Source organism: Streptomyces sp. NPDC046215 (genome assembly GCF_040646215.1).
GTDB lineage: Bacteria > Actinomycetota > Actinomycetes > Streptomycetales > Streptomycetaceae > Streptomyces > Streptomyces stramineus.
In genome coordinates this window covers 80,567-102,435 of the sequence record NZ_JBEYZW010000007.1, presented here as the reverse complement: position 1 = coordinate 102,435, position 21,869 = coordinate 80,567, and the positions used below count along the sequence as shown (strand labels likewise).

17 protein-coding genes are annotated in these 21,869 nt (G+C 72.6%); 7 read left to right on the top strand and 10 right to left on the bottom strand.

Going from position 1 to position 21,869, the window contains the following annotated elements; translation table 11 throughout:
• Positions 1-2: 2 nt before the first annotated feature.
• A complete protein-coding gene (locus ABZ951_RS05200) occupies positions 3-1,718 on the top strand; it encodes a CTP synthase (protein ID WP_344085454.1) in 1,716 nt (571 codons plus the stop codon).
• A 63-nt stretch (positions 1,719-1,781) separates the two neighbouring features.
• Here ABZ951_RS05200 and ABZ951_RS05195 read toward each other — a convergent pair whose 3' ends face one another.
• Entirely contained in the window at positions 1,782-2,348 is a 567-nt protein-coding gene (locus ABZ951_RS05195) for a hypothetical protein (protein ID WP_344085457.1), read from the bottom strand.
• Complete coding sequence (locus ABZ951_RS05190) at positions 2,345-3,463, bottom strand: ROK family glucokinase (RefSeq protein WP_344085460.1); 1,119 nt, start codon at positions 3,461-3,463, stop codon at positions 2,345-2,347. Before ABZ951_RS05190 ends, ABZ951_RS05195 begins: the two co-directional genes overlap by 4 nt.
• Before the next feature lie 527 nt (positions 3,464-3,990).
• Here ABZ951_RS05190 and ABZ951_RS05185 point away from each other — a divergent pair.
• Both ABZ951_RS05185 and ABZ951_RS05180 read left to right on the top strand, forming a co-directional pair.
• Positions 3,991-5,364: a deoxyribodipyrimidine photo-lyase gene (locus ABZ951_RS05185; protein WP_344096098.1), complete on the top strand. Its 1,374-nt coding sequence runs from the start codon at positions 3,991-3,993 to the stop codon at positions 5,362-5,364.
• 86 nt (positions 5,365-5,450) lie between these two features.
• Positions 5,451-5,954, top strand: coding sequence for an Asp23/Gls24 family envelope stress response protein (locus ABZ951_RS05180; RefSeq protein WP_344096095.1), 504 nt, complete (start codon positions 5,451-5,453; stop codon positions 5,952-5,954).
• Positions 5,955-6,030: 76 nt separating this feature from the next.
• Here ABZ951_RS05180 and ABZ951_RS05175 read toward each other — a convergent pair whose 3' ends face one another.
• Positions 6,031-6,336, bottom strand: coding sequence for a 4a-hydroxytetrahydrobiopterin dehydratase (locus ABZ951_RS05175; protein WP_344096093.1), 306 nt, complete (start codon positions 6,334-6,336; stop codon positions 6,031-6,033).
• A 176-nt stretch (positions 6,337-6,512) separates the two neighbouring features.
• Between ABZ951_RS05175 and ABZ951_RS05170 the strand changes: the two genes are divergently transcribed.
• Positions 6,513-8,285: an FAD-dependent oxidoreductase gene (locus ABZ951_RS05170; protein WP_361279022.1), complete on the top strand. Its 1,773-nt coding sequence runs from the start codon at positions 6,513-6,515 to the stop codon at positions 8,283-8,285.
• Positions 8,286-8,323: 38 nt separating this feature from the next.
• A complete protein-coding gene (locus ABZ951_RS05165) occupies positions 8,324-9,136 on the top strand; it encodes a helix-turn-helix transcriptional regulator (protein ID WP_344094605.1) in 813 nt (270 codons plus the stop codon).
• Here ABZ951_RS05165 and ABZ951_RS05160 read toward each other — a convergent pair.
• Positions 9,126-9,494, bottom strand: coding sequence for a nuclear transport factor 2 family protein (locus ABZ951_RS05160; protein WP_344094608.1), 369 nt, complete (start codon positions 9,492-9,494; stop codon positions 9,126-9,128). The two genes, ABZ951_RS05165 and ABZ951_RS05160, sit on opposite strands and share 11 nt — an antisense overlap.
• A gap of 169 nt (positions 9,495-9,663) precedes the next feature.
• A complete protein-coding gene (gene rsgA, locus ABZ951_RS05155; RefSeq protein ID WP_344094611.1) occupies positions 9,664-10,791 on the bottom strand; it encodes a ribosome small subunit-dependent GTPase A in 1,128 nt (375 codons plus the stop codon).
• A gap of 550 nt (positions 10,792-11,341) precedes the next feature.
• Here rsgA and ABZ951_RS05150 point away from each other — a divergent pair.
• Positions 11,342-12,826, top strand: coding sequence for a M28 family peptidase (locus ABZ951_RS05150; RefSeq protein WP_344094614.1), 1,485 nt, complete (start codon positions 11,342-11,344; stop codon positions 12,824-12,826).
• An 80-nt stretch (positions 12,827-12,906) separates the two neighbouring features.
• Here the strand turns inward: ABZ951_RS05150 and ABZ951_RS05145 are convergent, their stop codons facing one another.
• The 5 genes from ABZ951_RS05145 to ABZ951_RS05125 form a co-directional block, all read right to left on the bottom strand.
• On the bottom strand, positions 12,907-14,166 hold the full coding sequence (locus ABZ951_RS05145) for an MFS transporter (RefSeq protein ID WP_344094617.1): 1,260 nt from the start codon (positions 14,164-14,166) through the stop codon (positions 12,907-12,909).
• An 80-nt stretch (positions 14,167-14,246) separates the two neighbouring features.
• On the bottom strand, positions 14,247-15,002 hold the full coding sequence (locus ABZ951_RS05140) for an alpha/beta fold hydrolase (protein WP_344094620.1): 756 nt from the start codon (positions 15,000-15,002) through the stop codon (positions 14,247-14,249).
• A 66-nt stretch (positions 15,003-15,068) separates the two neighbouring features.
• A complete protein-coding gene (locus ABZ951_RS05135; protein WP_344094623.1) occupies positions 15,069-16,367 on the bottom strand; it encodes a cytochrome P450 in 1,299 nt (432 codons plus the stop codon).
• A gap of 28 nt (positions 16,368-16,395) precedes the next feature.
• A complete protein-coding gene (locus tag ABZ951_RS05130) occupies positions 16,396-18,225 on the bottom strand; it encodes a non-ribosomal peptide synthetase (protein ID WP_344094626.1) in 1,830 nt (609 codons plus the stop codon).
• Positions 18,226-18,318: 93 nt separating this feature from the next.
• The gene (locus ABZ951_RS05125) at positions 18,319-18,906 is read right to left on the bottom strand and encodes a hypothetical protein (RefSeq protein ID WP_344094629.1); all 588 of its coding nucleotides are present in this window, start codon (positions 18,904-18,906) and stop codon (positions 18,319-18,321) included.
• A 1,126-nt stretch (positions 18,907-20,032) separates the two neighbouring features.
• Between ABZ951_RS05125 and ABZ951_RS05120 the strand changes: the two genes are divergently transcribed.
• The gene (locus tag ABZ951_RS05120) at positions 20,033-21,868 is read left to right on the top strand and encodes a non-ribosomal peptide synthetase (protein WP_361279014.1); all 1,836 of its coding nucleotides are present in this window, start codon (positions 20,033-20,035) and stop codon (positions 21,866-21,868) included.
• The last annotated feature ends 1 nt before the right edge of the window (position 21,869 follow it).

Below are 21,869 nucleotides of genomic sequence, written 5' to 3'. Positions count from 1 at the left end.
ACGTGCGCCACACCGAACCGACCAAGCACATCTTCGTCACCGGGGGCGTCGCCTCCTCACTGGGCAAGGGGCTCACGGCCTCCAGCCTGGGTGCCCTGCTCAAGGCGCGGGGGCTGCGGGTGACGATGCAGAAGCTGGATCCCTATCTCAATGTCGATCCCGGCACCATGAACCCGTTCCAGCACGGTGAGGTCTTCGTCACCGGCGACGGCGCGGAGACCGACCTGGACATCGGGCACTACGAGCGTTTCCTGGACGTGGACCTGGACGCGTCGGCGAACGTCACGACGGGGCAGGTGTATTCGACGGTGATCGCCAAGGAGCGGCGCGGAGAGTACCTGGGCGAAACGGTGCAGGTGATTCCGCATATCACCGATGAAATCAAGAGCCGCATCCGGCGCATGGCCACCGACGCGGTGGACGTGGTGATCACCGAGGTCGGCGGCACGGTGGGCGACATCGAATCGCTGCCGTTCCTGGAGGCGGTACGGCAGGTACGGCACGAGGTGGGCCGGGACAACGTCTTCGTGGTCCAGATCTCCCTGTTGCCCTACATCGGCCCCGCCGGTGAGCTGAAGACGAAACCGACCCAGCACTCAGTCGCGGCGCTGCGCAGCATCGGAATCCAGCCGGACGCGATCGTGCTGCGGGCGGACCGTGCCGTGCCGGCCTCCATCAAGCGCAAGGTCTCGCTGATGTGTGACGTGGACGAGGCGGCGGTGGTCGCGGCGGTCGACGCCGAGTCGATCTACGACATTCCCAAGGTCCTGCACGCGGAGGGGCTGGACGCCTATGTGGTGCGCCGGCTGAACCTGCCGTTCCGGGACGTGGACTGGAGCCGGTGGGACGATCTGCTGCACCGGGTGCACGAGCCGGAGCACGAGGTGACGGTGGCCTTGGTGGGGAAGTACATCGATCTCCCGGACGCCTATCTGTCGGTCACGGAGGCGATCCGTGCCGGCGGGTTCGCCAACCATGCGCGGGCGCGGATCATGTGGGTGGCGTCGGACGACTGCCGCACTCCGGCGGACGCGGCGCGGGAGCTGGCCGGTGCCGACGCGGTGGTGATCCCCGGGGGGTTCGGGGAGCGCGGGGTGGACGGCAAGATCGGTGCGATCACCCATGCGCGCGAGAACCGCGTTCCGCTGCTCGGTCTGTGCCTGGGAATGCAGTGCATCGTGATCGAGGCGGCGCGGAACCTCGCGGGGATCGCGGGGGCGAACTCCACGGAGTTCGAGGCGGGTGCCGCGGACCCGGTGATCTCCACGCTGGCGGAACAGCTGGACATCGTGGCCGGGGACGGCGACATGGGCGGAACGATGCGGCTGGGGACGTATCCGGCGGAACTCGCCGAAGGGTCGATCGTGCGCGCGGTCTACGGCGGGCGGGCCCGGGTCGAGGAGCGGCACCGCCACCGGTACGAGGTGAACAACTCCTACCGCGCCGAGCTGGAGAAGAAGGCGGGCCTGGTGTTCCCGGGCACCTCCCCGGACGAGACGCTGGTGGAGTACGTGGAGTACCCCCGCGAGGTCCACCCCTATCTGGTCGGCACCCAGGCCCACCCCGAACTCCGCTCCCGGCCCACCCGCCCGCACCCGCTCTTCACCGGGCTGGTGGCGGCGGCCCTGGCCCGCCGGGAGGCGAGCGGCGGCGCGGCGGACCAGCCGCTCCCGGACGCCGGCGGGCCGGACTCCGCCTCGTGGCGGACGGCGGGGTGACCGCTGCCCCGCGCGGGTCCCGCTCTCCCGCGCCACGCTGTCCGCCGCGGTGGCGGAGCGCGGTCAAGGGGTCGTCGTCGAGACCACGAAGACCCGGGGGTACTTCGGATCGTCCAGGTTGGCGGTAATCTGCAGGGACGGCTTGGGCTTGTCCTGCTCCAGGACCGTGCCCGTCCAGCGGTGGCCCGCGCCGAAGTTCCAGCCGACCTCGGCGGCCTGGTCGCCGTCGACGGTGACCTCGCCCTCCTCCAGCTGACCGGTCCCGCTGCCCACCCGGTCCAGGAACTTCCTGAAGCCGTCACCGGTCGTGGTGAACTGCAGGTACAGCGAGCTGGCCTTCCACGAGTTCGTCTCGTAGTGGGCGACGTCCGCCGAGCCGGGCGGGATCCACACCTGGTAGATGCGGCGCTGGAGCCGGGACGGCCACTCCGCCTGCAGCCCCGAGGCGGCCGCCTGCTCCTTCTTCGACGCGCTGCCGCCGCGGCTCTGCATCGCGGAGATGTAGAGGTACCCGGCGGGGACGGCGATCAGCAGGAAGACGACGACCGGCTTGATCCAGCGGTGCCGGGGGCGGGGCCGGCCCGGCTCCTCCGGCTCGGCCGCCGTGCGCTCGGGGTCCACCGTGATCACCCGCGGCCCGCCTGGGCGTAGCGCTCGTAGCGCTCGACGCGGCGGCGGTTGGCGCGGCGGAAGCGGCGGGCGACGAGCCGGGCCAGGTCCGCGGCGCCGACCATGCCGGCCTCGGGGCCCAGCTGGGCCTTGACGATGCGGGCCTCGGGGCGGTAGCCGCGGCCGGTCAGGTGGCGGCGGAAGGCGTCCCGGGCGGGTCCGATGAGCAGGTCGTCGGCGGCGCTGACGCCGCCGCCGATGACGAAGCAGGACGGGTCGAGGGCGGCGGCGAGGTTGGCGATGCCGACGCCCAGCCACTGGCCGATGTCCTGGAGCAGTTCCACGCACATGGCGTCGCCGGAGCGGGCCAGCTCGGTGATGAGCGGGCCGGTGATCTCGGGGATGTTGCCGCCGACGCGGTCGATGATGCCGTAGGCGACCGGGGACTCGGCGGCGGCCAGCTCGCGGGCCTCGCGCACCAGGGCGTTGCCGGAGCTGTACTGCTCCCAGCAGCCGCGGTTGCCGCAGGGGCAGCGGTGGCCGCCGGGGACGACCTGCATATGGCCGAACTCGCCGGCGACGCCGTACTTGCCGCGCTTGACCTGCCCGTCCTCCAGGATCGCGCCGCCGATCCCGGTACCGAGAGTGATCATGACGAGGTGGTCCTCGCCCCGGCCGGCGCCGAAGCGCCACTCCGCCCAGGCGGCGGTGTTGGCGTCGTTGTCGACCATGACGGGCACGGCGAGCCGGCCCGCGAGGCGGTCGCGCAGCGGTTCGTTGCGCCAGGACAGGTGCGGGGCGAACAGGACGCGGTTGCGGTCGGCGTCGACCCAGCCCGCGGCACCGATGCCGACGGCGTGCACGTCGTGCCGGTCGGAGAGGTCCAGGACCAGCTCGGTGATGGTGTCCTCGACGACCTTGGGGCTCTTGGACTTGTCCGGCGTCTCGGTGCGGATCTTCTCCAGGATGTTGCCGTCGGCGTCGACGACGCCCGCCATCACCTTGGTGCCGCCGATGTCGATGCCGACCGTGGGGACGCGGGGCGCGGTCAGGTGGGAGCGCCGCTCGCGGGTGCCCACCGTACGCAGGACCGTCGCTCTCGCCGCACCCCGGTGGAGCTCGCGGTACATGCTCATCGCTCCACCTCCCCCACGGCGTGGCCTGCGGCGGGTGTACGGGGGCGTGCTCGCACGAGTCGTCGTCCCTGCGGGGTCTTGGGAGGCGCCTGGCGCCTCGGGCGTACGGGTGGGTGACGGGCCCGGCCCGTCGTGGCGATTGTGCCTCACGGGCGGTGTGCGGCGCACAACGGCGCCGCACACCCCCCGGGGGCCACAGGGCGGTAGCGCCACCAGCCCCCCCCCCGCCCCGGCGGGCGCGCGCACCACCCGGCGCCCCCCCCCCCCCCCCCCCCCCCCCCCCCCCCCCCCCCCCCCCCCCCCCCCCCCACAAACACAAAAAAAAAAACCACCCCACCCACACCCCCCCACCCCGCCCCCCCCAGCCCCCTCAACCTGTCCCCCCCCCTGCCCCCCCCCGGGCTTGGGGCCCCCCCCGCCACCACAGCGGCGGGCGGCCCTTCGCCGTGCCCCCGTCTCTCCGCCGGAACCCGGTGAGCCGGTGCGGCGCGCCCGTCCGCGGCGGGCGGCGCGCGCACAATCGGTGGGTGGATGTATCGATCGCCCTCTTCACGTCCGATCTGCGGCTCCATGACAACCCCGTGCTCGGCGGCGCCCTGCGCGCCGCCCGGCGGACGGTGCCCCTGTTCGTCGTCGACTCCGGTGTCGCCGCGGCGGGCTTCGCCGTGCCCAACCGGGCCGCCTTCCTCGCCGACGCCCTCGCCGGCCTGGACGAGGCCCTGCGGGAGCGCGGCGGCCGGCTGGTGATCCGCCGCGGCGACGTGGTCGAGGAGACCTGCCGGGTGGCCGCCGAAGCCGGTGCCGGGGAGGTGCACCTCGCCGGTGACGTCAGCGGTTTCGCCCAGCGGCGCGAGGAGCGGCTGCGGGCCGCGCTGGAGGCGGACGGGCGCGGGCTGCGGGTGCACGACGCGGTGGTCACGGCGGTCGCCCCCGGCGCGCTCGTCCCGGCGGGCAAGGACCACTTCGCGGTGTTCACCCCGTACTTCCGGCGCTGGTCGGCGGAGTCCCTGCGGACGGTGACCCCACCGCCGCGCGCGGTGCACGTGCCGCCCGGGGTGCGCTCGGAGCCGCTGCCGGACGCGGGGTCCCTCGCCCGGGGGCGGCCGTCCCCGGCGCTGCCGGAGGGCGGCGAGCGGGAAGGGCGGCGGCGCCTGGAAGCGTGGCGGCGCGACGGGCTCGCCGGCTACGCGGACCGCCACGACGACCTGCCGGGGGACGCCACCTCCCGGCTCTCCCCCTACCTGCACTTCGGCTGCCTGTCACCGGTCGAGCTGGTCACCCGGGCGCGGCAGGCGGGCGGTGAGGGTGCCGAGGCGTTCGTCCGGCAGCTCGCCTGGCGCGACTTCCACCACCAGCTGCTGGCCGCCCGGCCCCGCGCCGCCGCGCACGACTACCGCACCCGGCACGACCGGTGGCGCGAGGCCCCCGAGGAGCTCGCCGCGTGGCGGGCGGGCCGCACGGGGTACCCGGTGGTGGACGCGGCGATGCGGCAGCTCGCCCACGAGGGGTGGATGCACAACCGCGCCCGGCTGCTGGCGGCGAGCTTCCTCACCAAGACGCTGTATCTCGACTGGCGGGCGGGCGCCCGGCACTACCTGGACCTGCTCGTCGACGGGGACGTGGCGAACAACCAGCTCAACTGGCAGTGGGTCGCGGGCACCGGCAGCGACACCCGGCCCAACCGGGTCCTCAGCCCCCTGGCCCAGGCGCGCCGGTTCGACCCGTCGGGCGCGTACGTGCGGCGCTGGGTGCCCGAGCTGGCGGGGCTGGAGGGCCGGGCGGTCCACGAGCCGTGGCGGCTGCCCGACCGCGAACGGCGGCGCCTCGCCTACCCCGAGCCGGTCGTCGACCTCACCGACGCACTGGCGCGCTTCCGGCGGGCGCGCGGCCTGGAGGGGTGAGCGGGGAGCTCGGGGGACAGAAGACGAGGAGCACCGGAGGCCGGAGCACCGGCCGCCGCCGCGTCGCACCAGAAGGAGACAGGGTCATGACGACAGAACCGCAGCTCTCCCCCTCCCCCGCGCCGGACCGGCCGCTCCCCGACAGCCGCCGGCCCCAGGAGGCCGCCACCGTGCAGGCCGGCACGGCGGGCGCCGGGGCACCGGCGGCCGAGCGCGGCCGGACCACGATCGCCGACGGCGTCGTGGAGAAGATCGCCGGGATGGCCGCGCGCGAGGTGCCGGGCGTGCACGCGCTCGGCGGTGGCTTCGCCCGGACGCTGGGCGCGGTACGGGAGCGGGTGCCCGGGGGGCGGTCGAACGTCACCCGGGGGGTCAAGGTCGAGGTCGGGGAGCGGCAGACGGCCGTCGACCTCGACATCGTCGTGGAGTACGGGGTGCCGGTCCGCGAGGTGGCGGGCGACATCCGGGAGAACGTGATCGCCGCCGTGGAGCGGATGACGGGGCTGGAGGTCGTCGAGGTCAACATCTCGGTGGTGGACGTCCGGCTGCCCGATGACGACGAGCCGGAGGCGGAGGCCCGCGTCCGGTGAGCGCTCGCGGCAGATCGGTGACGCCGAGGCGCGGCTCGTGCGCGCGTCGCTGTCACCGATCTGCCGCCGAGGGGCCCTACCTCGCCGCGTGCGCGGCGGCGATCGCCTCGATGCGGCGGGCCAGCTCGACGTCGAGGCCGGTCACCTTGCCCCCGGCGCTGTGGGTGTTAACGGCGACGGCCACCGTGTTGTAACCGAGCGTCAGATCGGAGTGGTGCCCCAGCTCCTCCTGGATCTGCGCGATGTGGATCACCATGGCCGCCGCCGGAAGGTGCCCCTCGAAGGAGTACGTGCGGCGGATGCGCTCGCCGTCGGTGGTCCAGCCGGGCAGCTCCTGGAGGCGCTCTTCGACGTCCTTCTGCGAGAGCGGTTCGACCGCCATGAGGGATCCCCTTCGTCGCGGGTTGCGGTGGCTCAAGGGTCCCACGGGCCGGGGGCGCTTTCGGGCCAATGTGCGGGGGGACGCACGGCGGGTTGGGAGGACTCTTCCGGGAGAGAGGTGACACTCCTATGCTCCTGCGCCGGACGTGACTCGTTACCGGCGGTAGGGGGCAGGGCATGGGCGGTTCGGGCAGCACGCGCAGAGGCTTCATCGGCGGTGCGGCGGCGGTGGCCGCCGCGGCGGGAACGGCGGGGCTCGGCGCGCCGGCGGCCGCCGCGCCCCGGCGCGGTCCCGGCGGGCGGGCGGTGGCCGTGCTCGGCGGTGGCGTGGCGGGGCTGACGGCGGCGCACGAACTCGCCGAGCGCGGCTTCGACGTGACGGTGTACGAGAAGAAGGCGCCGGGCGGCAAGGCGCGCAGCATGGACGTGCCGGGCAGCGCGAAGGGCAACCGCAGACCGCTGCCCGGGGAGCACGGGTTCCGCTTCTTCCCGGGCTTCTACCGGAACCTCCCGGACACCATGCGCCGCATCCCCTTCCCCGGCAACGCCAACGGCTGCCACGACAACCTCGTGCCCTCCACCGAGGTGATGCTGGCGCGCATCGGGCACGAGGACATCCGCCTGCCGTTCCGCAGCGTCGGCAAGCCCCCGCCCGTCCTCACCCCCGACGCCCTCCGCCGGGCGCTGACCGGTCTGTTCGACGCCCTCGGCAACATCCCGGCGCACGAGCTCGCGTACTTCGTGGGCCGACTGCTGGTCTGGTTCACCAGCTGCGACCGGCGCCGGGACGCCGCCTGGGAGCGGGTGCCGTGGTGGGAGTTCATCCGGGCCGCGCGGATGTCGCCGAACTACCAGCGGCTGCTGGCCATCGGCATCACCCGCAACATCGTGGCCACGAAGGCGGAGGTGGCCAGCACCAGGACCGTGTCGACATGCATGGAGGCGTTCGTCTTCACCGCCCTGGGCCGGGGCGCGGACGGCGAGCCCGACCGGGTCCTCAACGCCCCGACCAACGAGGCGTGGATCGACCCGTGGGTGGCGCACCTGCGGTCGCTGGGCGTCACCTTCCGCGTCGGCTGGACCGTACGGGACCTCACGCTCGCGGGCGGCCGGATCACCGAGGCCGTCGTCCAGGACCCCTCCGGCGCCCGGCAGGCCGTCACCGCCGACCACTTCGTGTCGGCCATGCCCGTCGAGCACGCCCGGACGACCTGGAACGCGCGGGTGCGGGCCGCGGACCCGGCCCTGGCGCGCTGCGACAGGCTGCAGACGGACTGGATGACGGGCATACAGTTCTATCTGACGGAGCCGACGCCCGTCATCCACGGGCACGTCAACCACATCGACTCGCCCTGGTCGATCACGTCCGTGGGGCAGGCGCAGTACTGGCCGGGGCGCGACTTCCGCGCCGACTACGGCGACGGCGTGGCCGCGGACTGCCTGTCGGTCGACGTCTCGGAGTGGGACAGGCCCGGCATCCTCTACGGGAAGACCGCCAAGCAGTGCACGCGCGAGGAGGTCGCGCGCGAGGTGTGGGCCCAGATGAAGGCGGGGCTCAACGACACCGGGCGCACGGTGCTGCGCGACTCGGCCCTCCACTCGTGGTTCCTGGACCCGGCCGTGGAGCTCGGCGGCCCCCGCCCGGCCAATGACGAGCAGTTGCTCATCCACCCCACCGGCACCTGGTACGACCGGCCCCGGGCGAAGACCGCGATCCCCAACCTCTTCCTGTGCGGGGACTACGTGGCCACCGACATCGACCTGGCGACCATGGAGGGCGCCAACGCCTCCGCCCGCGCCGCCGTCAACGCCCTGCTGGAGGCGGCCGGTTCGGCGGCGGAGCGGTGCGCGGTGACCCCGCTGTACCGGGCGCCGGAGCTCGGGCCGGCCCGGGCCCACGACGAGGCGCGCTACCGGCTCGGGCTGCCCAACGCCCTCGACCTGGGGTAGGGCGCGGGCGGCGGACGGGGACGGGTTACGGTCGGGCCATGAGGACTGTCACGGAAGCCCCCGGCGTCGGCGCGCTGCTGCGCGAGTGGCGGGACCGGCGCAGGATCAGCCAGCTGGAGCTGGCGCTGCGGGCGGGCTCCTCCGCCCGGCACATCAGCTTCGTCGAGACGGGCCGCTCCCGGCCCAGCCAGGAGATGGTCCTGCGCCTGGCCGATCACCTGGACGTGCCGGTGCGGGAGCGGAACGCCCTGCTGACGGCGGCGGGTTACGCGCCGCGCTTCCCCGAGCGGCCGCTGGACGACCCCGCCATGACGGGGCTGCGGGAGGGGCTGGAGCGGCTGCTGCGGAGCTACGAGCCGTTCCCCGCGCTGGTCGTCGACGGTACGTACCAGGTGGTGGCCGCCAACCGGGGCATCGCGATGCTGCTGGAGGGCGTGGACGGCGCGCTGCTGGCGCCCCCGCTGAACGCCATGCGCGTGACCATGCACCCGCGGGGGCTGTCCTCGCGCATCCGCAACTACCCGGAGTGGCGCGGCCATCTGCTGCACCAGATGGAACGGCAGCTGGCCCTGATGCGGTCCGCTCCCCTGCGCGCCTTGTACGAGGAGGTCAGCGCCTATCCGCTGCCGGAGGGGGTGAAGGAGTGGGTGACGGCCGGGGACGAGGGGGTGCCGTACGCGCTGCCGATGGTCGTCGAGCACGGGGGCCGCACGCTGTCGTTCATCTCGACCATCGCCACGTTCAACACCCCGATGGACGTCACCGTCTCCGAGCTGGCGGTGGAGACGTTCCTGCCCGCCGGCCCGGAGACGGCCCATCACCTCCGGGAGCTGCACCGCCTCATGCCGTAGGCACCCGGTCGAGGAAGCCGAGGACGGAGCGGATCCGCCCGTCCTCGTCCAGGGTGATCACGTCGAACCCGGCGACGGGCGCGGACCCGTCGGTGAGGGAGACCAGCTCCCAGGAGAACCGCGCGATGCCGTGGTGCCCGTCCGCCCGGCCGGTCCGCCGGAACGCGAAGCCGGGGAACTGCTCGTGCGCCCCGGCGATGACGGTGGCGAGCTGCTCGTGTCCGCGGACGTCCACGAGGGGGTCGGTGTAGGTCCCGTCCTCCGTGAACGCGGCGGCCACGGCCTTGGCAAGCGCCGCGGGCCCGGTGGCGTTCCACGCCTCGAAGTAGCGGTCGACGGCGTTCTCGTGCTGCGACATGGCGGTCTCCTGGAGGGATCGGTACGGCTGTAGAGGCCGGGCCCCGGAGCGGAGTGCGCCGCCCCGGAACCCGATGGCTTCACTGTGCCCGGGCGGGGCGGGAGGCGCGATTACCGCGGAGGTAATGCGGTGGGGCGCGCGGCACCGGCCACGGCAGCCGGCCGGAGCGTCAGCGGTGGGGGCCGCCGCGCTTGCGCTCGCCCATGTGCTGATAGGTGGCCCTCATCTGCTTCCAGCCCTCGCGCATCTCCGAGCGCACCCGGGCGTCGCTCTTGGCCACGACCCACTGGTTCTCCCGCACGAGCTTGCGGTAGCTCTCCAGCCGCCGCTCCGGCAGCGCCCCCCGCTCGATCGCCCCCAGGACGGCGCACCCCGGCTCCGCGAGGTGCGCGCAGTCGTGGAACCGGCACTCCCCGGCCAGTGACTCGATGTCCGAGAAGGTCTGCGCGAGCCCGGACTCCGCGTCCCAGATGCCGACGCCCCGCAGGCCCGGGGTGTCGATGAGCACCCCGCCCCAGGGGAGCCGCAGCAGGTCGCGGGTCGTGGTGGTGTGCCGGCCCTTGCCGTCCTGGTCGCGGGTGGCCCGGACGTCCTGGACGCTCTCGCCGAGCAGGGCGTTGGCGAGGGTGGACTTGCCCGCGCCGGACTGGCCGAGCAGCACCGACGTGCCCCCCGCGAGGACCGCGGAGAGCACCTCGACCCCCTCGCCGGTCTCCGAGCTGACGGGCAGCACCTGAACGCCGGGCGCCACGGACTCCGTGTCGGAGACCAGGTAGGACAGGACGGCGGGGTCCTGCACCAGGTCCGCCTTGGTGAGCACCACCAGCGGTTCGGCGCCGCTCTCCCACGCCAGGGACAGGAAGCGCTCGATGCGCCCCAGGTCGAGTTCGGCCGCGAGCGAGACGGCGATCACCGCGTGGTCCACGTTGGCGGCGAGGACCTGCGCCTCGGAGCGCTTGGAGGAGGAGGAACGCACGATCGCCGTCCGGCGGGGCAGCAGGGACCGCACCACGCCGTCCACGCCGCCGGTCACCCCGTGCTCGATGTCGATCACGGCCCAGTCGCCCGTGCAGGGCGCCCGCATCGGGTCACCGGTCGCCACCTGCGCCGTATCGGCCGACACCGTACGGACGTCGTCCCCGTCGGGCACCACGGCGTCCACGCGGCCGCGGTCCACCCGGACGATCCGGCCGGGCAGGTGACCCGGTCCGCCGTGCGTGGCGAAGCTGTCCGCGAACTCCTCGTCCCAGCCGAAGGACGTCAAAGGGTGTGCGGAAGGAAGGTCGTAACTGAACAACGGGAAGGCCCTTCGAGTGGAGAGGTACCGGCCGCGCGCGCCAAGGGCGCGTAAAGATAAAGGGGGTTAAAGGGGAGGCGCGTCAGCCGGAGACCACGGAAGTGGAATTGACGGTCTTCTGGATGCGGGCAGCACTCATCGCAATGACAGCCATCAATACACACCTCCCTCAACAGCCGACGACGACGGCCCGAGGCCGTCTTCTCCAACTCAACCGACCCTAGACCAGCCCCGCACGGCTGCGCCAGCCCCTTTTCGCGGTGCCCGTCCCGCAGGTCGCGGCGCTGATTTCAGGACGGATTTTCCTTGCGTCGGCTTCCGGCCACCGCGATATGATCACACCGCCCGATAGCGATCAAGTGCACTGTGACGCAGCGGCGTTGCGGAATGCGCACCGCGACTTCGGGACCTTCGGCGGGGGTGCCCGGGGCGCGCGAGGAACACCGGCGCGGCGTGCCCGGTTCCGCGCGATCACTCGCCCGGCCGCCTCCGTCTGCCCCCGGCCGAATTCCTCGGCGGGGCATCCGACAGATCAAGGAGTGGCCATCCCATGACGGGCCTTCCCAGAAGGAACCTGTTCCGTGTCACCTCCCCGGCGTATCTGGCCGCCGGGGCCGCCCTGCTCCTCGCCGCCTCCGCCGTTCCCGCCCGGGCGGAGGTGCCGCCCGGGCCGGCGAAGACGCTGGCGGAAAAGATGTCCCGGTCCGTGACCGGTCAGAATGCATGGCGCCACCTGGAGGCCATATCCCGGGCCACCGAGGCCAATGGCGGGCACCGGGCCGACGGTTCACCGGGCTACGAGGCGTCGGCCCAGTATGTGAGCCGTACGCTCACCGCCGCCGGTTACCAGGTGAAGCGGCAGGAATTCTCCTTCCCCGACTACGACATCCTCGCGGAGAAGGCGTCCGTGACGGCTCCGGAGGCCAGGACGCTGAAGCCGATCATCGCCCGGTTCTCGGTCTCCACCCCGGTGGGCGGGCTGACCGCCGGCGTCGGGGTGCCCTCGGGCAAGTCCACCGGCTGCTCGGCGGACGACTACGCGGGAGCGGACGTCAAGGGCAAGGTCGTGCTGGTGGACGTCAACGACTGTTTCATCACGCAGAAGCAGATCGTCGCGGCCCAGGTCGGCGCGGCCGCCGTACTCATGAACGTCAACGCCCCCAATCCCGACCTGAATCTGCGGTACCGCATGGTGCCGCCCGAGGACGCCCGCATTCCCATCGCGACGCTGAGCCGGGGTGAGGCCGAGCGGCTGAAGGCGGATGTCGCCAAGGGGCCCGTCACCGTCAATGTCGAGCTGCGCGGCAACAACAAGACGACCAAGACCTACAACCTGATCGCCGACACCCCGACCGGCCGTGCGGACAACACCGTGGTCATGGGCGCGCACATCGACAGCGTGGACACCACCCCCGGCATGAACGACAACGGTGCCGCCTCCGCCATGCTGCTGGAGACCGCGGTCCGAATGGCCCCGGAGTGGAAGCACCTCAAGAACCGCGTGCGGTTCGCCTGGTGGGCCGCCGAGGAGAAGGGGATATCCGGGTCCCAGTACTACGTGGACCAGTTGAGCGCCGAGCAGCGGAAGCAGACCGCTCTCTACCTGAATCTCGAAATGATCGGCTCGCCGAACTTCGCCCGGCAGGTCTACAACGGCCGCACTTCCACCGGCGCGGGCCCGGCCGGCTCCGAGCGGATTTCCGAGCTCATCAACGGGCATTTCGCCGCACGTAAGCTGCCGACGGTGGGCCTGGAGCTCGACGGGCGTTCCGACCACTCCCCCTTCATCGCCGCCGGGATACCGGCCGGCGGGGTCAACGCCGGGTCCGACAAGCTCAAGTCACCGGAGTGGGCGCAGCTGTTCGGCGGTAAGGCGGGCGAGATGCTCGACCCCTGTTACCACCAGGCGTGTGACACCCTCGCCAATGTCAACCGGACCATCTTCGAGCAGAACGGCCGGGCCATGGCCTGGGCCGCCGGCCGCTTCGGCGTCGACACCTCCGACGTCAACGGCAAAGGCGGCGAGGTGAAGTAGCCGCGGGGCGTACGAGGACGGCCTGTCCGCACCCCTTCCGGTGCGGACAGGCCGTCGCGTTCATCCCCGTGCCGCGTCCGTCAGTGCTCCTCCGCCGCTTCCGGCACGGGCTTCCTGACGGGTTCCTTCGCCGTGACGAAGCCCATGGTGCGTACCTCGCGCAGGGCGAGCAGCCCGAGGCTGCTGCCGCCCACCAGGACGGCGGCGACCACCAGGACCGCGGCGTTGCCGGTCGTGGCGGCGACCGGGGCGGCCAGGGCGAGGCCGAGCGGACGGGCGGCGAAGGACAGCAGCGCGTCGTAGGAGTCGGCCCGGGCCAGGGTGTGCGGCTCGAACCGCTGCTGCATCACGGTCTGCCAGACGGTGTTGAGGACGCCCAGGCCCAGCATCGCCACGAAGTACGCGGCCGCGTTCACCGCGGTCGGCGCGGGCACCGCGAACGTCAGCAGCGGCAGGGCGAAGACGGCGCCGCCGAGCGAGGTGGCGACGAGCGGGCGCGGGATCGGCAGCCGCGGCGCCAGGTAGGCGCCGAGCAGCATGCCGACCATGCCGCACTGGTAGGTGATCACCCAGGAGGCGTCGCCGCCCAGTTCGCGGAGGGCGATGAGGGGCCCGAGCGTCATCAGGACGCCCGCGGTCAGGTTGGAGATGCCGTGGCCGATGAGGTTGGTCCAGAACCAGCGGTGGGCGCGGACCACCTGCCAGCCCTCGGCCAGGTCCGTCATGAACGTGCTGTGGCCCGCCGGGCGCTCGTGGCGCGTCACCCGCAGGCCGCCCAGGGTGGCGGCGGCCAGGATGAACAGGGCCGCGGTGAGCACGAACGACCAGCCGACACCGATGGTGACCACCATGACGCCGACGATTCCCGGTCCGGCGACCAGGGCGATGCCGCGCGCCGTGCCGAGGTGGCTGTTGGCCCGGAGCCGGGCCTCCGGCGGTACCACCGCCGTCACCAGCGGCGACACCGTGGGCGTCCCGATGGCGACGGCGGCGCCGGTGATCACCGACAGGACGGAGAGGTGGAGGATGTCGACGGTGCCGATCAGCAGCTCCAGGCCGATCACCAGCTGGACCAGGCCCCGCACCATGTCGGCTGCGAACGCCACCCGCTGGGGCGGGAGCCGGTCGGCCAGCACGCCGCCGATCGGCAACAGCACGAGCTGCGGGACGAGTTCGCAGGCCAGGACCAGGCCGAGGTCCGTGGCCGAGCCGGTGGCGTGGATGACCGCCAGGGTCAGGGCGGTGGGGATCAAGCAGGTGGCCAGCACGGACAGGGTCCGGCCGGCCAGCAATCGCCGGAAGCCGGCGATGGGGGTTGACGGGGCAGCAGGGGCTGGCATGGGGGCAGGGTCCGCCATTCGTAGGGGGAGACGCGTAGGGAAAGAGGCGTGCGGGGGTGGTGAGCGGGGTGGTGCCGGGTTCAGTGCTGTGGTGCGGGGGTCCGCAGCGTGCCCGTCAGTTCGGCGAGCAGCTCGGCCGGGGCGCCGAGGAACGCGTGGTGACCGCCCTCCAGGACGGTAGCGGAGTACCTCCCGGCTTCCGCGTACGCGCTCCACTCCCGCATCTGGTCGGGGCGGATCTCCTGGTCCTCGCTCCAGCCGATCACCCGGACGTCGCAGGGCAGGGTCACCGGCTCTTCCAGGTGGTACTTCTGGTTGGCGCCGACATCGGCCCGCAGCACGCGCAGGCTCATCTGGATCATGTCCGGAGTGGGGGTGCCGCCCATCGACCTGGTCAGCTCGGCGAGTTCCACGGCCAGTTCGGTGTTGGTCATCCCCAGGAAGCGCCCGAAGGGGCCGATGTGCGGTGCGACCTGGGAGGAGATGAACAGCGTCCGGGGGGTGGGCAGTCCGGAGCGGGCCAGCAGCAGGGCGGTGGCGAAGCCGGGCAGCGCACCGCCGCAGTGGCCGAAGAACGCGAAGGGCCGGTCGAAGTGCGGCAGCAGCGCCTCGACGAGCTGCTCGGCGAGCTCCTCGTAGGTGCCGTAGTGGGGTTCGCGGAGGCGGTTCTCCCGGCCCGGGGGCTGGATCCGGCAGATCTCGACGTCGCCGACGCGGTCGGGCCACTTGTTGTACATCGACGCGCCGAGGCCGGAGTACGGGAAGCAGAAGAGCCGGGCCGTGCTGTCCTGCTTCGGGGGCCGCAGCAGCGTCTTGTTCGGGCGGGCCGGGGGCATGGGCCACCTCGCTTTCTCGGGCTTTTCCGGGCGTGGTCGGGGAGTGGGTCGCGGGGCGGGCCGGCCTCAGGCCGGTACGGGTCCGTCCGCCGTGACGGCCTCGTCGAGGATCCGCTCGGCGCCGGGGCGCAGCCGCGCGGTGAGCGGCATGCTCTTGATGCCCGCCACGAAGTTGGACGTCAGGTGCTCGACGGGGCCGGCGGGGGCGAAGGCGTCGACGGTGGCGACGATCTCCTCGAACAGCAGCCGCAGCGCGATGCGGGCCAAGGGGGCCCCGATGCAGTAGTGCGGTCCGAAGCCGAAGGCCACGTGGCGGTTGGGGGAGCGGCTCACGTCGAAGCGGAACGGGTCGGCGAAGACCTCTTCGTCGCGGTTGGCCGAGCCCAGCCAGGCCACCACCGCGTCCCCGGCCTTCAGCTCCTGGTCGCGCAGGGTGATGTCCCGGGTGACGTAGCGCATGAAGTGGTTGGCGGGGGACGCCCAGCGCAGCCCTTCCTCGACGGCGCCCGTGATCAGGGACGGGTCGTCCAGCAGCCGCCGGTACTCCTGCGGGTGCTCGATCAGCGCCAGGACGGTCGCGGCGATCGCGTGCGGCGTGGTGACGTTGGCGCCCAGGAGGAGGCTGTAGCAGTTGTAGACGATCTCGTCGTGCCGCAGCTTCCTGCCGTCCGCCTCCAGCTCGGTCAGGAATCCGATCAGGTCGTCGTCGGCGAAGCCGTGCCGGACGCGCCGCTTGACCTGGCCGGAGAAGTACGCGAAGAGCTCGTGGTGGGCGGCGGCGAGGGTGCCGTCGCCGTCCGACTGGCGGTAGTCGGGATCCTCGGGGGCGACGGCCATCGTGGTCAGGCGGGTGAGCCGGGGCCAGTCGGCCTCGGGCAGCCCCATCAGGGTGCCGGTGAACGCCATCGGGAAGCCCGCACCGGCCGCCGCGACGTCCCAGGTGCCGCCGTCCAGCAGCGGGGCGAGCAGCCGGTGCACCACCCGGCGGATCTGCGGCCGGCGGGTCTTGAGGGCGCGGTGCGAGAGCACCTTGTTCATCGGCTCGCGCATCGCGGTGTGAACGGGCGGGTCGCTCGCCGCCATCATCTTGCCCCCGGCCGGGTCCGTTCCGCCCAGGATGGACAGGAGCGTGCCGCGGTTGGATGTGAACCGGGTGTGGTCGCGCAGGACGTCGTTGACGTCGTGGTACTTCGTCACCGACCAGAACGAACGGCCGTCCGCGAGGGTCTGCCGGTGGACGGGGGCGCGCTCACGCAGGAGCGACCAGATGGCGTGCGGGTCACCGGCGGCGTAGAGCGCGGGGTCGAACAGGTCGACCGTGCTCAGGTCGATGTCGGTGCCGGGGTGCGGGAGGGAAATCTTCATCGGGTTCGTCGTCTCCTGTTCGCGCCGGTCACCCGGCCCGCGTGCCGTCGCTCTCGCCTGGGGTCAGCAATCCGGTGATGTAGGCCGACAGTTCGTCGACGGTCGGGTTCTCGTAGAAGGCCACCGGCGGCACGTTCACGTCGTATTCGGCGCTGATCTCACCGGTGATCCGGGCCGCCATCAGGGAGTGGCCGCCGAGCTCGAAGAAGTCGTCGTCGACGCCGACGGGCGAGAACTCCATGAAGTCGGCCCAGAGCTCGGCGAGCCAGGTGGCCACCTCGGTCTCGGGTGCGCGGTAGTCGCTGCTCAGCTCGGGGCGCCCGGGCCGGGGCTCGGCGGCGAGGCGCGCGCGGTCCACCTTGCCGTTGGAGGTGAGCGGCAGGGCGTCGACGCGGAGGAAGAAGGCGGGGAGCATGTACGCGGGCAGGCTCCGCGCCAGGTGGCGGCGCAGTTCGGCGGTGGGAACGGGCTCCTCGCTGACGTAGCGGGCCGTCAGGTGGCGGTCCGCGCCGGCCGCGCCCTGGGCGACGACCGCGGCGTCGGCGATCTCGGGGTGGGCGCGCAGGACGGTCTCGACCTCGCCGGGCTCGATGCGGTAGCCGCGGATCTTGACCTGGTCGTCGGCCCGGCCGTGGAAGGTGAGCGAGCCGTCGGGGCGGCGGCGGGCCAGGTCGCCGGTGCGGTACATCCGCTCGCCGGGCACGTCCGAGAAGGGGTTGGGCAGGAACCGGTCGGCGGTCAGGGCAGGGTTGTTGAGGTAGCCGTGGGCCAGGCCGAGGCCCGCGGCGTACAGCTCCCCGACCTCGCCGTCCGGGACGGGCTGGAGGTTCTCGTCGAGGAGGTGGACGCTGGTGCCGCTGACCGGCCGTCCGATGGGGACGGGGCCGTCGGCCACGGCGCCGTCGAAGGTGTGGCAGGCGGTGAAGGTGGTGTTCTCGGTGGGTCCGTAGCCGTTGACCAGGGTGGTGTCCGGCAGCTCGCGCAGCGCGCGGTCGACGTGCGCGGCGGAGAGCACGTCGCCGCCGGCCAGCAGGTAGCGCAGCTTGCCCAGGTCCTGGGTGCCGGACTCGACCACGGCGTGGAAGAGCCCCGCGGTCAGCCAGGCGACGGTGACGTGGTTCTTCGCGATGATCGCGGAGAGTTCGGCGGGGGTGAGCTCCCCGGGCGGGGCCACGACCAGGCGGCAGCCGTTGAGCAGCGCGCCCCAGATCTCCAGGGTGGAGGCATCGAAGGCCACGGGGGCGAAGTGCAGGAAGACGTCCTCGGGCCGTACCGGCAGGAAGTCGGCGCCGACCACCAGGCGCACGACGGCCCGGTGGGGCACGCACACGCCCTTGGGCTTTCCCGTCGACCCGGAGGTGTAGGCGATGTACGCGGTGTTCTTCGGTGCCGTCCGGCCGCCGGGCGGTGTCGCGGGAAAGTCCGCGTAGGGCGCGGGGACGGCGTCGAGGAGGATGGTGGTGGCCGTCCGGCCGAGCCGCCCGGCGAAGGCGGACGTGGTGATGACGGCCTTGCTGCCGGAATCCTCAAGGAGGGTGGTGTGGCGCTCCGGGGGCTGCTTGGGGTCCAGCGCCAGGTAGCTGCCGCCGGATTTGAGGACGGCGAGCAGGGCGACGATCAGTCCCGCCGAGCGGTCCAGGCAGATTCCCACGGTGTCCTCGGCACCGATCCCCAGGCCGTTCAGCTGGTGGGCCAATTGGTCGGAGCGGGCGTCCAGTTCGGCGTAGGTCAGTTCCTCGTCATGGGCGCTGAGGGCCACGGCGTCCGGGTGGTCCGCGGCGCGCCGGGAAAAGAGGGAGTGCACCGATGCTGCGTTCGCAGCGCCGACCGACCCGTCCACTACGGTGTTCGTCGACATTCTCCGTCCGTCCTGTGAGTTCTTCCGCGCTGCCGCGGTGACGACCGCGGCACCGTCGGGGCGTGGATGGGATTGGGGGCCGGCGGGCGTCGGTCAGGCGGCCGGGGGCAGTCCGCCGGGCACGGCGGTCCAGACCGCTGACGCCTTGCCGACGAGCTGTTGTGCCGCGTCGAAGACGGCGGTGTCGACGGAGGCGGTCCTGGCGTTCCTGCGCCGCAGTGTGCCGACCACGACGTGGGTCCGGCCCGGGGCCGGCGGCCGGGTGATCACGGCGGTCATCCGGCTGAGCACCATGGGCTCGGTAGCCGGGTCACCGGTCCATCCGCCGGGGCAGTCCAGCACGCTCCAGACCAGCTCGTCCGGGATGCGGCCGTCGGCGCCGGCCTGCTCGTCCGTGGGGGTCCACAGGCAGGCGACGGTGCCCGGCCTGCCGTCCACCGGGCCGGGGGTCAGGGCGAGTCCGTCGCGGGCCGGGCGCTCGTGGCCGCAGACGAAGCAGGTCGGGAAGGGGTGTCCGGCGAACCCGGGGAAGCCGCGGGCCGCCTGTGCGGCGTCGGCGGGGGAACAAGGGTCGGTCCCGGCCGGCTCCCCGGCCACCGCGGTGACGGTGGCGATGAGGTCTCCGGCCGACCGGATATGGGATCTGCGCTCTCCTCGCTGAAAGTCGAGGGGAGCGTCCATGGGCGGTGGGGACAGGAGCGTCACAGCCGCGGATAAGCCTTCTCCGGGCTCGATCAGACCGGCGAAGAGGCCGCACGCATAACCGCCTTGCGCGGAATGCGGTGGGCCGTTGAACCGGGAAGCGATAATAGGTCTGACCAGATCCTGCACGCCGCGCACGACCCCCCTCAGCTACGCAATGCGCCAAAGAACGGCAGGATTTCCGCCGACCTTTCACGCCGCCGGTTCCACGGTTTCGCCGCATTGCCGTCGGCCGGGTGCCGGACAGTGCGGAGCATGCCGTCCGTTATTGAGGGGGCTGCCCCTCGACGGACTTAAGGAACCGGCGGGTTGCCATGACCGGAGCGGCTTGCCCCGGTACCGGCCTGACTCGCGTTCCGCACCGCCACCTGCCGATCGAACCGGGCATCGTCAGGAGCGTACGAGAGTCGCGGGACAGCCTTAGGATCAAACGCTCGGAGCGTAGCCCAACGGATCCGCGCCGGGCAATGGGGTATTTCCCACAGGGGGTTGGCGGTTTACCGGACTGCTCGGCTCCGCCGGCCCGCTTCAATTCGGCGCGGGGCACCACCGTCGCCTTCGAGCGGGGCGGCGCGCGGGGCCGGACGACCCTTCCGCCCGCCGCGAGTAGGCCAACCGGCCCTACTCGCGCGGGATATTGCTGGCTGCTGCCCGCCGATAACTCCGGGAGGCGATCCGCGCCCCGGACCGACCGCCGCCCGCCAGGGACTGTCGGCCACTGGGGGGTCTCCGCCGTGGCCTCTCCTGGACCCACAAGTCCGATATGTACCGCCCAAAGCGGCGCTTTTCCTCCCTCCCCGGGCTGCCTGGTTGAAAGCGCTCTCAACTTGGAGGAAAGCATTCGGGGGCTTTTAAAGGTCCTGGTGCGAACACGAGGGAGCATGCTCTACTTCCCGGTGACAGTGGCATTCCAGGCCCTCCGTGGGCTTAACTTCACGTATCAGCACCACTCGCACCGAGATGCCTTCTGGGAATCCGCCGGCCTGTTGCCGCTCTGTGATTCCGGACTTCTTCCTTCAGATTTCGGCCGCAGCGAATCCCCGTGCCGGGGCCGCCCGTTGCGCCCCGCACAGGTCTTACGCCGGTCAGCAAGGACAGTTAAGGAGTGCTCGTGTTCGCCGCACCATCCAGGGGTCCGTCCGCATCCTCCTCCGCTTACCGATCGACCGCCGCCCTCTTCCGTGAGGTGGCCGACCGGGACGGAGCGCGTGCCGCCGTGCGTCACGGCGACACCGAACTGAGCTACGCGGAGCTGGCGCTGGCCGCCGGCGGGCTCGCGAGCCGGCTGCGCGAGGAGGGCATCGGGCGCGGGGACGTGGTGGCCACGGTGGCGGACCGCTCGGTGTGGTCGGTGGTGTCCATCCTGGGCGCCTGGTCGGCCGGCGCGGCCCATGTGCACCTGGAGCCCTCGGACCCCGAAGCCCGCATCGCGGCACTGCTGACCGCGACCGGGGCCCGGGCGGTGCTGGCCGACGCCCGCAACCGCGCGCGGCTGCCTGAACGGAGCGCTCCCGTCCTGTTGTTGGACGCCTCGCTGCCGACCGCGCCGTACGAGCTCCCCGAAGAGAGCGAGCCGCAGGACACGGCGTACCTCGTCTTCACCTCCGGCTCCACGGGTGTGCCCAAGGCCGTGGACGTCCCGCACCGCGCCGTTCTCAACCACCACTTCGGGTTCTGGCGCCACATGGAACCGATCACGACCGCGGACAGCTTCGGCCTCACCACCACCTTCGCCGCCGACCTCGGCCTGATCTCGGTGTTCGGTGCCCTGCTCAGCGGCGCCCGGCTGGACATCTACGACCGCCACACCACGCTCGACGCCGGCGCCTTCGCGGCGGAGCTCGGGCGGCACCCGGTGGAGGCGCTGACGTACACGCCCTCCCTCCTCGAAGCACTGGCCGGACAGCAGGACATCGCCGCGCTGCTGCCCACCCGGATGGCGGTCGTCGCGGGTGAGGCGTTCCCGCCCCGGCTGGCCGCCGCCATGCTGGAAGCCCGCCCCGACCTGCTCGTCTTCAACGGTTACGGGCCCTCCGAGGCGACCATCGAAATGATGCTCCACCGGGTGACGGAGCAGGACACCCGCCGCTCGCGCATTCCGGTCGGCAAGGCCATCGACGGCGTCGACCTGCGGCTGCTCGGCGACGACGGCGAGCCGGTGCCCGACGGCACCCCGGGCATCCTGTACATCGGCGGCGCCTGCCTCGCCCACGGCTACCTCGGCGACCCGGCCCTCACCGAGCGGAAGTTCACCCGCGACGCCGCCGGCGAGCGCTTCTACCGCACCGACGACCTCATGGTCCGGGACGGCGACGGCGTCTACGAGTACCTGGGCCGGGCCGACCGGCAGCTCAAGATCCGCGGCAACCGCGTGGAGCCCGACGAGATCGAGTCGGCCCTGCTCGCCCTGGACGGGATCCGGCAGGCTCTGGTCGTCGGGGAGAGCGCGGCACCCGGCACACCGGCCGAGCTCGTCGCCTACGTGGTCACGGCCCGGCCCCTCGGGCCGGAGGAGATCTCCCGGCGCCTGCGCGCCACCCTGGCCCAGGCGCTGGTCCCGAGCCGCATCGTCCCCGTTCCGGCCATCCCCGTCACGGTCAACGGCAAGGCGGACCTGGCCGCCCTGCGCGCCGCGGCCGCGGCCGGTGCCGCGCCCGCGGGCCCGGTGGACCACCCGCCGCGCACCGACACCGAGCGGTTCGTGGCCGGCCTGTGGTGCTCGGCACTGGGCCGCTCCGAAGTCGGCCGCGACGAACGGTTCATGGAGATCGGCGGGGACTCCTTCAAGGCCCTGCGGGTCTTCGCCGGGCTGCGCCGCCGCTGGCCCGCCCTGACCATCGGCCAGCTCTTCGAACACCCCACCGTCGCCGAACTGGCCGCCGCCCTCGACGGCACGGCCCCCGCGCCGGCCGAGCGGCCCGCGGCGACCGTCGAGCTGTGAG